Annotated in this window: 18 protein-coding genes; 12 read left to right on the forward strand and 6 right to left on the reverse strand. The window is 67.0% G+C overall.

All coding sequences use genetic code 11. From position 1 onward, the window contains the following. Positions 1-17: 17 nt before the first annotated feature. Positions 18-1,334, forward strand: coding sequence for an MFS transporter (locus ACQEVJ_RS18750; RefSeq protein WP_433102643.1), 1,317 nt, complete (start codon positions 18-20; stop codon positions 1,332-1,334). 1,116 nt (positions 1,335-2,450) lie between these two features. On the opposite strand, the gene ACQEVJ_RS18755 is transcribed toward ACQEVJ_RS18750, so the two are convergent. Next, positions 2,451-3,008, reverse strand: a complete 558-nt coding sequence (locus ACQEVJ_RS18755) for a hypothetical protein (protein WP_433102645.1) — start codon at positions 3,006-3,008, stop codon at positions 2,451-2,453. Between the two features lie 180 nt (positions 3,009-3,188). Between ACQEVJ_RS18755 and ACQEVJ_RS18760 the strand changes: the two genes are divergently transcribed. Next, positions 3,189-3,329, forward strand: coding sequence for a hypothetical protein (locus tag ACQEVJ_RS18760; protein ID WP_433102647.1), 141 nt, complete (start codon positions 3,189-3,191; stop codon positions 3,327-3,329). A gap of 87 nt (positions 3,330-3,416) precedes the next feature. Here the strand turns inward: ACQEVJ_RS18760 and ACQEVJ_RS18765 are convergent, their stop codons facing one another. Continuing rightward, positions 3,417-3,521, reverse strand: a complete 105-nt coding sequence (locus ACQEVJ_RS18765; RefSeq protein ID WP_433102649.1) for a hypothetical protein — start codon at positions 3,519-3,521, stop codon at positions 3,417-3,419. A gap of 46 nt (positions 3,522-3,567) precedes the next feature. On the opposite strand from ACQEVJ_RS18765, the gene ACQEVJ_RS18770 reads away from it, so the two are divergent. The 3 genes from ACQEVJ_RS18770 (at position 3,568) to ACQEVJ_RS18780 (ending at position 5,428) form a co-directional block, all read left to right on the forward strand. Beyond that, complete coding sequence (locus ACQEVJ_RS18770; RefSeq protein ID WP_433102651.1) at positions 3,568-4,125, forward strand: phosphotransferase family protein; 558 nt, start codon at positions 3,568-3,570, stop codon at positions 4,123-4,125. Between the two features lie 458 nt (positions 4,126-4,583). Further along, on the forward strand, positions 4,584-4,742 hold the full coding sequence (locus ACQEVJ_RS18775) for a hypothetical protein (protein ID WP_433102653.1): 159 nt from the start codon (positions 4,584-4,586) through the stop codon (positions 4,740-4,742). A 239-nt stretch (positions 4,743-4,981) separates the two neighbouring features. Then, positions 4,982-5,428 (forward strand): hypothetical protein, encoded by a 447-nt coding sequence (locus ACQEVJ_RS18780; protein WP_433102655.1) that lies wholly within the window; start codon positions 4,982-4,984, stop codon positions 5,426-5,428. Positions 5,429-5,684: 256 nt separating this feature from the next. Here the strand turns inward: ACQEVJ_RS18780 and ACQEVJ_RS18785 are convergent, their stop codons facing one another. The 4 genes from ACQEVJ_RS18785 to ACQEVJ_RS18800 all read right to left on the reverse strand — a co-directional run bounded on the left by ACQEVJ_RS18785 (position 5,685) and on the right by ACQEVJ_RS18800 (position 7,859). Further along, entirely contained in the window at positions 5,685-6,101 is a 417-nt protein-coding gene (locus ACQEVJ_RS18785) for an NUDIX domain-containing protein (RefSeq protein ID WP_433102657.1), read from the reverse strand. A 565-nt stretch (positions 6,102-6,666) separates the two neighbouring features. Beyond that, the gene (locus ACQEVJ_RS18790; protein ID WP_433102659.1) at positions 6,667-7,242 is read right to left on the reverse strand and encodes a hypothetical protein; all 576 of its coding nucleotides are present in this window, start codon (positions 7,240-7,242) and stop codon (positions 6,667-6,669) included. Continuing rightward, positions 7,239-7,559: a hypothetical protein gene (locus ACQEVJ_RS18795; RefSeq protein ID WP_433102661.1), complete on the reverse strand. Its 321-nt coding sequence runs from the start codon at positions 7,557-7,559 to the stop codon at positions 7,239-7,241. The genes ACQEVJ_RS18790 and ACQEVJ_RS18795 overlap by 4 nt, the downstream gene beginning before the upstream one ends. 96 nt (positions 7,560-7,655) lie before the next feature. Further along, a complete protein-coding gene (locus tag ACQEVJ_RS18800) occupies positions 7,656-7,859 on the reverse strand; it encodes a hypothetical protein (RefSeq protein ID WP_433102663.1) in 204 nt (67 codons plus the stop codon). A gap of 162 nt (positions 7,860-8,021) precedes the next feature. On the opposite strand from ACQEVJ_RS18800, the gene ACQEVJ_RS18805 reads away from it, so the two are divergent. The 7 genes from ACQEVJ_RS18805 (at position 8,022) to ACQEVJ_RS18835 (ending at position 14,408) form a co-directional block, all read left to right on the forward strand. Beyond that, positions 8,022-8,303 (forward strand): hypothetical protein, encoded by a 282-nt coding sequence (locus ACQEVJ_RS18805; protein ID WP_433102665.1) that lies wholly within the window; start codon positions 8,022-8,024, stop codon positions 8,301-8,303. Between the two features lie 206 nt (positions 8,304-8,509). Continuing rightward, a complete protein-coding gene (locus ACQEVJ_RS18810) occupies positions 8,510-9,244 on the forward strand; it encodes a GntR family transcriptional regulator (RefSeq protein ID WP_433102667.1) in 735 nt (244 codons plus the stop codon). A gap of 48 nt (positions 9,245-9,292) precedes the next feature. Beyond that, positions 9,293-10,300 carry an ABC transporter substrate-binding protein gene (locus ACQEVJ_RS18815; RefSeq protein WP_433102669.1) on the forward strand — a complete coding sequence of 336 codons (1,008 nt, stop codon included), beginning with the start codon at positions 9,293-9,295 and terminating at the stop codon, positions 10,298-10,300. Positions 10,301-10,335: 35 nt separating this feature from the next. Beyond that, positions 10,336-11,133, forward strand: coding sequence for an ABC transporter ATP-binding protein (locus tag ACQEVJ_RS18820; protein ID WP_433102671.1), 798 nt, complete (start codon positions 10,336-10,338; stop codon positions 11,131-11,133). A 5-nt stretch (positions 11,134-11,138) separates the two neighbouring features. After that, positions 11,139-11,864 carry an ABC transporter permease gene (locus tag ACQEVJ_RS18825; RefSeq protein ID WP_433102673.1) on the forward strand — a complete coding sequence of 242 codons (726 nt, stop codon included), beginning with the start codon at positions 11,139-11,141 and terminating at the stop codon, positions 11,862-11,864. Between the two features lie 63 nt (positions 11,865-11,927). After that, complete coding sequence (locus ACQEVJ_RS18830) at positions 11,928-13,322, forward strand: sulfatase-like hydrolase/transferase (RefSeq protein WP_433102675.1); 1,395 nt, start codon at positions 11,928-11,930, stop codon at positions 13,320-13,322. A 216-nt stretch (positions 13,323-13,538) separates the two neighbouring features. Then, complete coding sequence (locus ACQEVJ_RS18835; protein WP_433102677.1) at positions 13,539-14,408, forward strand: formylglycine-generating enzyme family protein; 870 nt, start codon at positions 13,539-13,541, stop codon at positions 14,406-14,408. Positions 14,409-14,664 lie beyond the last annotated feature (256 nt).

The raw sequence follows: 14,664 nt of genomic DNA on the forward strand, positions 1-14,664 counted from the left end.
CTCCCCAGGGACGCGCCATGCCGAACGACAGTAGGTCACAACGACGATTACCCCGGCCCTTCCCTCTTCTCGCGAGACGTTCCGAACAGCAGCCGGCTGAGCGGTCGACGGGAGTGCTGCGCTCACCGGGCTTCAGCCGTTATCTCACCGGGTTCGGCATGTCCCTGGTGGGCGACCAGATCTGGTTCATCGCCTTAGGCTGGGCGGCGGCCCGCATGGGGGACCCCCGACAGACAGCACTGATCATGACAGCCGCATCAGTTCCCCGCGCGGTGCTGATCCTGCTCGGAGGGACGGTCGCCGACCGCTACGGGCCCTTGCGCGTGACCCTGGTGAGCCAGACGCTACGCGCCGCCCTCATGCTCACCTTCGCCATCGCGGTGGTGACGACATCCGCACCTCACCTCTGGCTGCTGATCGGAGTGGCACTGCTGTTCGGTGCCCTGGACGCCGCTCACATGCCCGCCGCTGCAGCGCTGCCACCCTCGTTGCTGCAGCCGCAGCAGCTGCCCGCCGGTCAGGGACTCGTCCAGACCCTCGAACGAACGGCCACGGTACTCGGAGCTCCACTCGGAGGGATTCTCGTCGCCGCCGGCGGCCCTGGTCTGGCCGCCGCTGCCAACGCCGCGCTGTTCACCGCGGCGCTGCTGCTGTTGCGTTCCCTGCGGCTCCCTGCACGACCGCAGGCAGGCGGGCCGGAAAGCCCTCGCGGACGGGAAAACCTGTTCACCTCTCTGTGGACTGGACTGCGCTACGTCGCCACCACACCCGTCCTCGGCCCGATCCTGCTGGTCGTCACCACTCTGAATCTCGCTCTCGCCGCGCCGCTCAACGTCGGCGTGGCGCTGCTGGCCGAAGACCGCGGGTGGAACGCGACCGGCTTCAGCCTTGTCATCAGCGGATTCGGCATTGGAGCCGTCACCGGTGCTCTGCTTCTGGTGGCTCTCCCGTCCTCCCGCAAGCCCGCCGTCACGGGATTGTGGTGGGTCGCCGCAGGCGCCGCCTCTGTAGCGTTGCTGCCGTTCCTGCCCAGCCTCCCGCTCACGGCCGTCACAGCCGCAGTACTCGGGTTTACCTCAGGACCCGCGAGCGCATTGCTCCTCGGAGTCGTCCAGGCCAACACCGACCACGCCTATCTGGGGCGCGTCATGGCACTGGTCAGCTTCTCAGCCCTGGGGCTGGTGCCCGTCTCCTACACCGTCTTCGCCGTCATGGTTGAGCACTTCAGCCTCCAAGCGGCATTCGGTGCCTGCGCAATCGCCGAAGCCCTCGTCACCGCCGGCGCCCTCAGCGCCCGATCGATTCGCGCGGCCACGACACCTCGGACAGCCTGAGAGGACACAACCCCACGGAGATCTCCAAGAGGTTTTCGGCAGACCTAACCAAGGCGCAGGCGGCGGAAACAACCGAGCCATGGGCCCGGCCGACCACCACGGCTGGGCTGACAGGCGGACCTCGCGCCGTTACGGGCGGCTCAACGGTGACGAGCTTGTCGCCGCCGCTTTCAGCGCGCAGCACGCTGAGCGCTGACGCCAGGGCGGCTGACGTATCAGCCGCGGCATGCCTCGATGTACGGCGGTTCGACCTCGTTCCCCAGCGGCTCCTCACTGATCAAGATGGACCTCTCTCCCGTACATGGGCACCCGTGTGGATCAGAGGGACAGTCGCCCGTCAGCACCGCGGCCGGACGAACGAATTACCGCATCCGCCCCACTCGCCCTGAGCAATGGAGCAGGATGAGGGGCTGTGTCCTACTCCCTTGAGTTCTAGTTCGATGAGCCGCTGACGGTCGGGAAGGTCGCCCGGTACCTCGACCTCCTGTGCCCCGTCGGCGCAACCGATTACACGGTCCTGGAAGAGGTGCACTCCTACCAAGACGACGCGCTGTTGATCGGGTGGACGTACAAGACCGAGAGTCTGCCCGCTCCCTCGAACCGGGCAGAGCTGGCGTTGCCGACGCCCGTGGTCCGCGACGCCATCGACATGCTCGACACGGTCGCTGACTCCGATGGCGATGTCCGCTCTCTGCTGGGCGCCGTGGACAACGTCCGGTCGGCGCTGCGCAAGGCAATCGCGGCACCATTTTCCGGAGCGAGTAGACCCCGCGGCCCCGGCGCCCGACGGCGCCGGGGCCGTCCTGTCTTCGTCCGTGTTGAGAATAGACCGCAAGGCGAGCAGCTCATGGGAGCCGCCCGCGGTCGGCATTCGCGCGGACGACTGGCCGGTCCTGGCCAAGGTCGAGGCAACGGCCCCGGTGCCTCCGAAGCTGACGGTGGTGTTCGGTGGGCGCGAGGCCGATGGGCCGACGATCGGAGAGGCAGACGATTCCGGTCCGGCCGTGCTCCGTGTGGTAGATCACCAGCCGACCACCTCATAGCCGCGATTATGAGGCGGTAACAGCGATCTTGATGCTCCGGTCCGTTTGGGGGGCGTTGTCATGGCCAGGGGTCTCAGCCGACCTTCGGCGAGCCAAACTCGTAGTTGGTGAGACCGTTCTCATCGTCCTGATGGGTCCGGCCGGTCATCACAAGCGGACCGGACGACGTTACGCCGCCACCGCTCTCCTTCACGGACCCGCTCCAATGACGATTGGCGATCCGCATCTGACTTCCGCGCCAGTACAGCGTGCCGGTGAGGTACTGGGTTTTGCCGTTCTCGTCGTCGTAGTGCGCTCTGCCGATGATGACCTGATCTCCGGAAGTGACGAAGTACGAGCTGCTTTCCTTCTGAGGGAAGCTCCAGCCCTCGCTTTGCACCAAAGCCGCTTCGCCGTCGATGAAGACCCGGCCGCACCAGTACGTGGTCTTGCCCTTCTCGTCCCCCTTATGGCTTCGCCCGGTCATCACCTCGCCTCCCGGGCAGGTGAAGAGACTGTCCGGTTCATCAATGGTTATGGGGAGCCCGCTTAAGACTTCGACGATCGGCGTCGTGGACGCGGACGCGGGCGCCGCGGCCAGGGTGGCGAGGGTGGCTGCCGCCATCGCCATGGTCAGGACCTTCTTGTACATGCTCATGTCCCCAGTTCGTGTTCTGCTTCGTCGGATGTGCGCCGAAGGCACGGGTGCCGACCGCTCGCCATCGTGTCTGGGGACAAGGTCGCAGACGGCACTGAAGATCGACTTGGGGTTGACTTGCAGCTTTGCCGTTTCTGCCTGCGGCCGATCACCGCGCCGGGTGAGCATGGCCGCATGACCTCATCCTCACCCGAACCAGAGATCGACCCGATCCCCGATCGCGTCCTTGGCGAGGTCCTGGCCACCCTGGAACCGCATCGCGAGCAGCTCGAGCCGCTGCCACGCGCGGCGGCCGAGGCCGAGGACGCCGCGTAGCCGAACACGGGAAGAAGCCCGCCACTCCGAAGAGCGGCGGGCTTTCTGCTGCCCCTCACTTCGGGGCCCGTTTCTATAAGAGCAAGATCAGCGGGTGATGGTGAACCCGGCGGTCTCCGGGTCGCCGGTCGTCCCCGCCACGACCGACATCAGCAGGCTGACCACCGCCGCCATCCCAGCAACCGACGCCACCGTGCCCCACGGGGCATCGAGCAGCCCGATTTGGCCAGCGCCGAGGGTGGAGCTGACGCCGTCGCCGATCGTCGGCCTGCCGACGCTGGCCGCGCGGATGGCCGGACGGTGTGAGACCTGGCGGGCGCTGGAGCGTGACGGCGCCTGGGCCGCAGTCACCGTTGACAGCATCGGTGCGTGGGAGCGCCGGCACCTCTCCCGGCTCGCCTCCGTGGAGACAACCTGGACCGACCTTGCGGTCGGCGAGACACTCCTGCACTTCGACCCACGCTTCGACAACAACATCATCAGCTCCCATGGCAGGGCGAGCCTGGTCGACTGGGGACGTGCCTGCATCGGCCCGGCCTGGGCCGACCTGGTCTGCCTGCTGTTGCAGTCCGATCTGGACGACCGCGACCCCGAGCAGCTCTTCGTCAATCACCCGGTCGGTCACGATGCCGAAGCGGAGCAGGTCGATGCGTTCCTCGTCGCCTTGGCCAGCTACTGGACTCACACGGCCTCACTTCCGGGACTGGCACATGCCCCGCACCTGCGTGACCGGCGCGAGTACTCACGACAAGCGACAGTCGGCTGGCTCCGGCGACGCTGGCGCAACCCCGTCTGATGCGGAGGACCAGGTCCTCGCAGCAGGCGACTGCCCGTCGAGATTGAGATCGCGTAGTGCCTCCTCGCGACATAACGGACCCTCCCGCAAGAAGCCAGGAGGCTCACCCAAGCACCCCTGTGGTTGATCCCGCCGACGGTCCCCTTACGACTCGCTAAGAGGTGCAGTTGCAGGCAACTGGAGGCAATTTCGGTCCCGAGAAGCGGAAGCCCCGTGAGTTCCCCCGTGGAGACCTTCAGCGTCGCTGAACACGAGGCGTTCGGCGAAGCAAGATATGCATAAACCATGCTTACACTTCCGGGGCGGCGGGGAGTCCTACGACCGGGCGCGGTCGTGCAACGAGTCTGTGGAGCAACGGCGTGTGCGAGACGGAACCCGTGGCACATCAGAGGCTCTACGGAACTCGGCGCGGTGCGAAGACCCCGGACATACATAGTCGGCGGAGACGAGGACCAGTGGTGCCAAGCGCGAGCCGCAAGCGCATTCGGCCGCTGGCCGCATGCCAGCCTTACCGGGACGAGATCTTCCTGATCGTCAATGAGACCGGCGAGAACGTCGTGGTCACCTGGAGCGAGCGGCGGCGTGTACGCCAGCCTTCCTCCCGGCCGATCCACTGAAACCATGCCGCCACCAGACCGCTGCCGGGTCACTCCCCTGCCCGACGACCGGTTCACGGCGACTACGAAGACCGGAGAGCGCTACACCTACGGGCGGCCCATGTGCCCTGGAGAGACGTGGCACATCCGCAAGCCTTTTCCATCCTGAAAGCGCAGCTCATAGCCGGTGAGCCCATCGATCATCAAGGCCTGGCCGCGCCGACCGCAAGCAGTTCAGCACCTCTTGCGATGCTGGAGTCATGAGTGATCTCGAGCCTGTGGATCTGAAGTTGCTCGCTGGGTTCGCCGCGAAGATTGATCCGCTCATGCAGGACGTCTTCGTCAGCGGGGATGTGGAGCAGATACGCGGCTTCGTCCTCGAAGCAGCGTGGAACTGTACGGAGCGGCCGTACTTCGAGCACCTGTGGGGGGTAGGCGGGCTCTACCGCGCCTGGATGGAAATCGACGACATCCTCGACGGCTGGCCCGTCGACTACGGGGCCGACACCGATGCCCTGGTCATGCGCGAGTTCAGACTCGCGGCCCGGGAGTGGCTGGACATGCCGCGGACGGAGACCGGGTTCCGGGACTACGTGCATCGGTGGGAGAGGCGGGTAGCGGAAGACACCTGGCCCGCACCCGGAGGAGCCCATTGGCGGCAGCGGCTGGCCTCACCTGGCGATCGCGACGACTCCCGCCAACCTTGAGTTCTTCACAACCTGACGACGCTTGGCTTCGTTCGCGAGATTGGGCGCCAGATGTTCGCGACTTTCGGCGCCACGTTGCTGGCGCCGCGTGCCGAGATGTTCGTGAGAACCGGCACCACTTGTGGATCTTGCCCGCCGGTGACGCCGGCGGTAGCTCCGGAGCCCCGTTCACCCTCCTTGCAATCAATCATGGACCGAGCCGGGTGCGAGTGCGCGGATCTGCCGATGAGCGCGCACCCCTGGCTTCCGGAGGACGTCACGTGACGAGCACGGCGGTGAGCATCGAGAGATACGACTCATGGGCGAGACGCAGGCTGTCAAGGTCGGACGTCTCGAACCACGCCACAGCGTCGTGCTCGTCCGGCGCGGCGTTGACGGGTGTTCCGGTCCACCTGTCGACCAACCAGATCTGCATGTCGAACGTCGCGGTCCGGATCTCATGCATCGGTGGGCTGGACGGCTCCGATGCCGTGATTCCCAACTCCTCCCGAAGCTCGCGGACAAGGCTCTCTTTCGGATCCTCCCCCTCCTCAACATGACCGCCCGGTAGGTCCCACATGCCGGGATACCAACGGCGCCCGGCGCTTCGATGACACAGCAACACCCGATCGCCGTCGCGAAGAACTGCCGTCACAATCCGGACCGGACCGGAGTCGTCAGCGGAGATCGTCATCGGCACATTCTGACCCATGGGGATCTGCCGCAGACAAGGCGCGCCCCGCCGCCGACACCCCGTCACCGTGCGTGAGCGGTGCGCTGGCCGACGACAGACATATCCCGCCCCCACCGAGGGGTGGCGCCCAAACTTACGAAACTTACGAACATCGAGATCGGTGAGATTCCGCTGGTGCCGAAATTCAGCGACATCTGGTGCCGGAACTCACGAACAAAGCCAGACGCTGGTCAGCACAGATAACAGAAGGCCGGGTTGACGCTCCCACGCCCGCATCCAGGCAAGGGAGCGTCCGGTAGGCGGCGAGCTCCGAGGCGCGATGTTCAAGATGCGTGCAGTGTCGGTGACCGCCATCAACCGTAGTGTTCGCGGAAAGATCGAAGTCATCCAGGGCGCGCTTGATCTGTAGCGGCTGAGGGTCCGGCTGAGTTGCTGCGCTTCCGGTGAGATAGTCACCCGAGGTAGTCTGTCGGTGACGCCGGGAACCGCGGGTTCCTGGAAGCCGTGAGGCCAGGTGACCTGGGGCATGACCGGGAGCCTGGCCTGGCGCGTTTCAGGGTTCGGATCAGAGCACCCTCACGGGGAAGTCGATCACCCTGTCGCCGAGAATCTCCCGGTAGCGAGGGTCGCCCAGCTTCTCGGCGCGGACGGCGCCGGCCACGATGTCGGCGACCCACAGCAGGGCCTCGCCCGCGCCGGGCAGATGATCGACGTGGAAGCGGGTGCCCTTGGGTAGTGTGTATCGGGCGTGCTGCACGGTGGTGACGTCCCTGGTGTTGAGCGTTGGCTGGCGGGCCTCCATGAACAGTTGCTCGACTCCGAACCCGTGCAGTTCGAGCACCAGCTGGTGAAGGCAGTAGGCGCGGGCGCGCTCTTGTCTGCGCTGGTGGACCGGGGACCCGACCGCAACGACATGCAACCCGTCGATTCCGGCCACCGTGTAGGCCAGCTCCAACCGCTCTTTGTCATCGCGGGCGACCCAGTGCAGCTTGGCCGGGGCGTGCCGGGCCTGCGCCTGCAGCATCTGCGCACGGGCCGACTCCTGTGCGGACGCGGGGATGATCACGGCAGCGATGATGTAGAAGCCGGTCGTGTCGTGCTCCTGGAACGACTCATCCGCCCAAGCGGTGCTCGCCCTCACTCGGCATCGTCCCCCGGGGGCCTCCTCGGGATCGGGCCCGTAGCCACCTCGTGGTCGGCGATGGCCAGGAACGCCGCGTGGTAGACCCCGATTGCCGCCCGCGGCATCTTCACGATCGGCTCCCAGCCGCGGTTGCCGTGCAACAGGTCCGTGCCGTGCAACTTCGCTGGTGGGACGACCCCGTATGCCTGCGCGGCGCTGGCCACGACCTCGTCAAGGGCGCGCGTTAGGGAGATCGCCTGGACGTCCGGGACCAGCAGCGCAAACAAGGAGTAGCGGTCGCGGGTGTAGCTCTCGTCCACGAACGCCAGCAGCACGTCACACAGCGTGACAGACTGCTGACGGCCTCGGGAGGAATCCGGCGGTCACTCGGCGAACACACCTCGGCGTGACCTGGGATGAAACGGCTACGATCACTGCGAATCGGACTGGCGGATGGATGATGTCGACGGCCATGCCGCCGGGAAGCCGTGCTCAGTCAGTTGGCGGTTCACGTGCCGCGTCATCCGGTCCACCCGGGCGGGGTCGGCCTGTCGGGCACGTTCGCGCGGCAGAGCCGGCACGCGCTGGTCGGTGATGTGCTTTTCGGTGACGGCGTCGTTGAAGACCGCGGTCACGCTGGCGGCCTTCCCTGCTGCGGCGAGTGCTCGGCGTATTCGAGGATGTCGGCGTCCACGGTGATGGTGATTCGGGCCTTCCTGCCTCCGCGCATGCTCGCAATCCTGCCTGGGAGATGACGTCACGGTGCGGGCAATGCCGTACGGCCAGGGTCGGTGGCGATGGAGGGGAACGGGCAGGGCCGCCGGCGCAGGCGGCGGGGGCCGAAGCGGCGCCGCGTCGTGCAGTTCTCGCTCGACGACGGCGAGTACGCCGAACTGGAGGAGGCCGCCGCCCGCGACGGGCTGTCGCGCGGCGCGTACGCGGCCGACGCCGCCTTGGCCGCCGCGCGGGGCCAGGGCGGGCCGCAGGTCCCCGTGCTGCGCCCGCACGGCCGGGGAGCCTCGGCACTGGTGACCACTACGGCGCGGCGCTTCAGCTCCGTGAGGACCCGCTGGGGCTGAGCGGCCTCGCGCCCGCCCGCGGTTCGGCCAGAAACCGCAGGTTACGACGGCTAGAGGGCTTCCGGCGTACGCGCCCCACCGCACACCGATCCCCATTGATCAACGCCCGTTTTGTAACTGAAGATGCCTTTACAACTCCCGATGTCCAACGATATACATGCGCCACGAGAGGTTGGACCTCTGGACGTCCAGCGAAGGGAAGGATCGTGGTCATCCGCGAAAATCTCGCGGCCAAGGTGGCGACCGAGCTCCGCGCCTATATCGCGGACCAGCTGGGCCCGGGTTCGCAGCTCCCTTCGGAGAAGGAGCTGGCGGAACGCTGGGGAGTGAGCCGCAACACTCTTCGCGAGGCGCTCTGGCTGCTCTGGAGCGAGGGCCTGCTGGTGCGGCGGTGGGGGGTGGGCACCTTCGTGGCCGACAGTTCGGAGCCGGTCGTGGTCAGCTCCACCTCGATCATCCCGATCCGGGACGCGGTCCGGATGGCCGGACATGAGCCGACGGTCTCGCACGCCGACGCGGAGACCATCCCGGCCCCCGCCGAGATCGCTCGGGCTCTGGGGCTCGAGGAAGCGTCACCCGTGTGGCGGGTGGACCGCGTCTTCGATGTGGACGAGACGCCCGCTGTATTCCTCCGCGACTACGTGCCCACGCGGCTCAACGGGCGTGACCTCGACCTCACCCCGCTCACTGACGTGAACATCGACCTGCTGACCGTGTTGTCGACCAGCGGACATACCCGGATCGCCCGAATGGAGGTCCAGATGGAGGCGGCGGGCGCGAGCGGCGAGATCGCCGTACGTCTGAAGGCCCCCACCGGGCATCCCCTACTGCGGGCGGTGCAGTCCAGCTACAGCGCGGCAGGGAACATCGTGATATTCAGCGACATCCACTACCGGACGGACACGATCCGGCTGCGCTTCGTCCGTACAGCGCGCACCTGACCGGCCAGCTCCCCACCCCTTTCAGGCACTACTTTCACGGAGACCGTTATGTTCACGAGGCGTTTCCGCCTGCTGATCGCCGTGGCCGGCGCCGGCGCGGCGTTCCTGTTGACAGCATGTGGCGGCACCTCACCCGCGCGGGAGGCGGGCGCGGGCGATGCGGCGACGACCGTCCGGATCGCCACGAACAACTTCCTGCTCGGTACCCAGATGTGGGTGGCCATGGACAAGGGCTACTTCGCCGAGCAAAAGATCAAGGTCGAGCCGCAGATGTACCAGGAGGGCATCGACGGCGTGAAAGCGGTCGTCGCCGGCCAGGCCGACCTAGCGCCCGCGCTGGACTTCGCCGCGCTGAGCGCAGCCTCTGACAGGCTGCGGATCCTCGGCGCGATCGCCTCGCCCGCCCCCGGCTTCCATAAGCTTGCCGTGACTAAAAAGATCACCAGCCCGAAGGACCTCGTCGGCAAGCGAATCGGGTACGTCGATGGCACCCTTGAGTCCTACGTGACCATGAAGTACCTAGAACAGCAGGGGGTCGCGCAGGATCAGGTCACGCTCACGTCCATGCCCGGCCTGTTCGAGATGGTGGGCGCGCTCAAGACCGGCCAGATCGACGCGGCCTGGATCTGGGCGAACGGCGTCGACCAAGCCAAGGCCGACCCCAACCTCGCGATCCTGACCGACGACAAGTCCGTACGCCAGGTGCAATCGATCTTCCTCGTCGGCGGGACCGACTTCGTGCGGAAGAACCCGGCCGCGGTCGAGGGCGTCCTCCGGGCTTACCAGAAGGCGACCGACGACCTCGATACGGACACCGCCGGCGCGGCGAAGATCGTGGCATCGGGAACCAAGGGCGACCTCAAGGCGCTGGAAAGCGGGATCCCATCGCAGGGCTACGAACTCGGCCTGACCACCGCGCAGATGGAGCAGCTCATCGACCTGCAGAAGTACCTCGTGGGAATTGGGAAGCTGAAGGACGTCACCGATGTCTCCACGATCATGGACCTGACCGCCATGCGAGCGGTGGCAGGGCCAAAGGTGGAGGTCGGCAGTTGACCGGGCAGCTAGCCGGCACTGGAGGGAACGAGACCGTGACAGGCGTCGCGTTCCGCGACATCGGCATCAACTTCACCGGAGGCCGGGGTGACTGGGTGCTCCGCCACCTGAACCTCACCGTGAACGCCGGCGAGTTCTTCGTGATCGTAGGCCCCAGCGGCTGCGGCAAATCGACGCTGCTGCGCTTGATCGCAGGCATCGCCGACGCATCCGAGGGCGAGGTCCGGACGTCCCGCGGTCCGGTCACTCGTCCCGGCGCCGACCGGGCGATGGTCTTCCAGAACGTTGACGTGCCGCTCATGGAGTGGCTAACTGCTCAGCAGAACGTCGAGTTCGGCCTGCGAATGCAGGGAAACCCGCGTGCGAAGCGGGCGGCGATCGCCGCGGACTTCCTGCGCAAGGTCGGTCTGCAGAGCGCTGCGGGGAAGTACCCCCACGAACTGTCCGGTGGCATGAAGCAGCGGGTGCAGATCGCCCGGGTGCTCGCGGTGTCACCGGAGATCGTGCTGATGGACGAGCCCTTCGCGGCCCTGGACGCCCAGACGCGCAAGCTCCTCCAGCAGGAGGTCTCACGCCTCTGGCAGGAGGAGGTGCGGACTGTTATCTACGTGACGCACGACATCCGCGAGGCCGTCCTCCTCGGCCAGCGGATCGCCGTCATGTCCGCGCCACCCGAGTCTGGCATCAAGAGCATGTACGAGGTGGATCTCCCCTACCCGCGGGACGAGTTCTCGCCGGGGTTCGTCGATCTGGCCCGCCAGATCGAGATCGACATCGAGGAGGAGGTGAACGCGCTGTGGTCCGCCGCCACCGCCTCGCCCTCTATTCGATAGCCGCCGTGGTGGTGTTCGTCGGCCTCTGGCAGCTGGCGACGCTCAGGAGCGACCCGACGCTGTTCCCGCCGCCCATGACCGTGGTGGGCGCGGCGGCCGACCTCGTCTCGGACGGCACGCTGGGCAGCGCGATCCTGGTCAGCTTGCAGCGGGTTTTCCTCGGCTGGATCGCCGGGTCGGTGGTGGCGATACCGCTCGGCATCCTCGCCGGGACCTCGCGGGTCGCCCGGGCCATCGTCGACCCATTCATCCACTTCTTCCGGTTCGTCCCAGCGCTTGCACTGGTGTCCGTCTTCATCCTCTGGTTCGGCATCGGCGAGGCGTCGAAGGTGAACCTCGTCGCGTACTCGGCGGCGTTCATCGTGATGGTGAACACCGCGAGCGGCGCGGCGTCGGTGCATGCGGACAAGCTCAACGCAGCGCGCAGCATGGGCGCGGGCCGGCTGGACCTGCTACGGTCCGTCGTGGTCCCCGCCGCCGTCCCCCATATCTTCACCGGCATGCGGCTTGCGCTCGCCAACGCGTTCCTGGTCATCGTTGCGGCGGAGGCACTGGCCACCCAGAACGGCATCGGCTTCCTGATCTGGAATGCGCGCACCTACTTCCGGACGGATCAGATCTTTGTCGGCATCCTCTGCTTCGGGATCCTCGGCTTCATCGCCGACCGGCTGTGGAAGCTCATCGGCTCGGCGTTCCTCCGCCGGTTCCTCTTCTCAGCGGGCGGCTACTGACACCGCCCGCCGCGCGGCCGCGTCCTGACTCGCTTCACATCACCACTGCAACTAGGAGAACCAGTGCGCCCCAATGTCCTCGTCGTCTTCCTCGACGACCACGCCCAGTGGGCGCTGGGTTGTTACGGCAACACGGAGGTGCAGACCCCGACGCTGGACTACCTGGCCCGCACCGGCGTGCGGATGCGGAACGCCTTCACACCCACCCCCGTCTGCTCTCCCGGGCGCGCGGCCTTCCTCACCGGAAGGCTCTCCTCGCAGCACGGTGTCCACGACTACCTGAACGTCTGGGACCCGGGGGTCAACGAGAGGAACTGGATCGCCGACGAGCTGACCCTGCCCGAGGTCCTCCATGACCATGGGTACACGACTGGGCTGGCCGGCAAGTGGCACCTCGGCCGGTCGTTTGAGCGCGCTCCCGGCTTCGACTTCTGGTATGAGTTGGCCGACGAGCGAGCGAACCAGGAGCACCTGGACAGCCCCTGGCAGCACTTCCCCGGCTTCCGCGGCGGCTACAACCGCCACGCCGTGACCGATCGGGCGATCGACTTTCTGCGCGCCCGCGACGAGGAGAAGCCCTTCTACCTCCACGTCGGCTACGTGGGGACCCACAGCCCGTGGGAGAACCGGCCGGAGCGTCACGTCAGCCGCTACCGGCAGTGCACTTTCCGGGACGTCCCCGACGACGCCACGTACCCCTTCGGACGCATGGCGTCCGAGTCACTCATGCCGACTCGCCGGGACCGCCGGGAGACCCTTGCCCAGTACTACGCCTCAGCCACGGAGGTCGACGAACAGGTCGGCCGCCTGATCGACGAACTAGAGGCACAGGGCCTGCGGGAGAACACTCTGGTCGTCTACACGTCCGATCACGGCCTGAACATGGGACATCACGGTATCTGGGGCAAGGGCAACGGCACCAAGCCGTACAACATGGTCGAGGAGTCCATCCGCGTGCCCCTCATCCTCAACCAACCGGGTGCCCTTCTCGGTGACCAGTCCAGATCCGAGATGGTGACCCACTGCGATCTGTTCCAGACCATCCTCGACCACACCGGGATCGCCCTCCCTGAGAAGACACTGCGAGAGCGCAACTACCCCGGCCGCAGTTTCGCCCCCCTGCTCGCCGGCGGCCACGTGCGCGGGTGGCCGCAGGAGGTGTACGGCGAGTACGGCAACCTCCGGATGATCCGGACACGGACCCACAAACTCACCCTCCGCTATCCGGACGGCCCCGCCGAGCTCATCGACCTGGCTGAAGACCCGCGCGAGACCGTGAACCTCTACGACGACCCCCGGCACCAGAACCTCGTCGTCGACCTGACTGGGCGCATCGAGCGCTACTTCGGACAGTACGAGGACCCAGGGAACTCCGGACTGCGGGTGGCCTCGCTTCCCCAGCACAACATGGAGGAGGTCTGGCGATTCCCCGACACCGACAGCATCTGGTGGGAGTGACATCTTTTCCGTCAGCCTCACCCGTTCCGCCCGATGCTTGCGCGCCCTCCGCCGTTCCTCCCATATGTCAGGTAATGTCCGGTTGATGTACGCGACAATGGCTCTCGCAGCCGACCGCCGCGCCGTACCTGCGACGCAAACGAAAGGACCCCGATGACCGGCCACTGCTGCGCTCCCGGCCGAATGGGAGAGCAGACGGAATCCGGACCGCGCACGGTGGCACCCGTACAGCGGCGGGTGAGCGGGCTCGCCTCGCTGGACGGCGGCGCCTTCCGTATGGGGACCGACGACAGCGAGGGCTTTCCCTCCGACGGCGAGGGCCCGGTCAGAACGGTGACCCTGCGGCCCTTCCGGCTGGCCCGCACGGCGGTCACCAACGCGCAGTTCGCGGCCTTCGTGAAGGCAACCGGGTATATCACGGACGCCGAGCGGTTCGGCTGGTCCTACGTCTTCCATCTCCTCGCGACAGCGAACGCGCGACGCCGGGCGCCATCCCCGGCGGGCACCCCCTGGTGGCTGGCCATCGACGGCGCGGCGTGGCACGCCCCGGAGGGACCGGACAGCACGATCACCGGCCGCCAGGACCACCCGGTCGTCCACGTATCGTGGGACGACGCGCACGCCTACTGCGCCTGGGCGGGCGGCCGGCTGCCCACCGAGGCCGAATGGGAATACGCCGCGCGCGGCGGCCTGGACCAGGCGCGTTACCCATGGGGCGACGAGCTCACCCCGCGCGGTCAGCACCGCTGCAACATCTGGCAGGGCCGCTTCCCCACCCACAACACCCGGGAGGACGGCCATCTGGGCACCGCGCCGGTGAAGACCTACCGGCCCAACGGATACGGCCTGTTCAACATGGTCGGCAACGTGTGGGAATGGTGCGCGGACTGGTTCGCCACCGACCACCTCGCGCGGCCGCTGGAGGATCCCCAAGGACCCGAGACCGGGACCGCCCGGGTGATGCGCGGCGGCTCTTACCTGTGCCACGACTCCTACTGCAACCGATACCGGGTTGCCGCGCGGAGCGCGAACACCCCAGATAGCAGCTCAGGCAACATCGGCTTCCGGCTCGCCGCCGACATCTGAGCCGTGGCGCCGCCCGCGCCCGCGACGCGTCGACGGAACTGGGCGCTGAACACGCTGAAACGGAGCCGACATCGTCGTCACCGGCCTCGCAGAGCTGATCGAGGAACGGTGATCACGAATTTGGTGGCCCAGGTGTTGCCCGCCATTGCGACGAGGCCCTGCCCGCCCAAACCGCCAACAACGTCGGAACAAGCGCTGCCGCAGACCACGGAGCAGGTTCCTCCAGCCTTCCCGGCGGGGCTCCAGGCGAACCGCT

This window comes from Microbispora sp. CA-102843 (genome assembly GCF_050936215.1).
Lineage (GTDB): Bacteria > Actinomycetota > Actinomycetes > Streptosporangiales > Streptosporangiaceae > Microbispora.

Excerpts from the sequence above, each read along its gene's own strand:
- ACQEVJ_RS18750 (WP_433102643.1), top strand. The coding sequence starts at position 18 with ATGCCGAACGACAGTAGGTCACAACGACGATTACCCCGGCCCTTCCCT.
- ACQEVJ_RS18755 (WP_433102645.1), bottom strand. The coding sequence starts at position 3,008 with ATGTACAAGAAGGTCCTGACCATGGCGATGGCGGCAGCCACCCTCGCC.
- ACQEVJ_RS18760 (WP_433102647.1), top strand. The coding sequence starts at position 3,189 with ATGACCTCATCCTCACCCGAACCAGAGATCGACCCGATCCCCGATCGC.
- ACQEVJ_RS18780 (WP_433102655.1), top strand. The coding sequence starts at position 4,982 with ATGAGTGATCTCGAGCCTGTGGATCTGAAGTTGCTCGCTGGGTTCGCC.
- ACQEVJ_RS18785 (WP_433102657.1), bottom strand. The coding sequence starts at position 6,101 with ATGACGATCTCCGCTGACGACTCCGGTCCGGTCCGGATTGTGACGGCA.
- ACQEVJ_RS18805 (WP_433102665.1), top strand. The coding sequence starts at position 8,022 with ATGGAGGGGAACGGGCAGGGCCGCCGGCGCAGGCGGCGGGGGCCGAAG.
- ACQEVJ_RS18815 (WP_433102669.1), top strand. The coding sequence starts at position 9,293 with ATGTTCACGAGGCGTTTCCGCCTGCTGATCGCCGTGGCCGGCGCCGGC.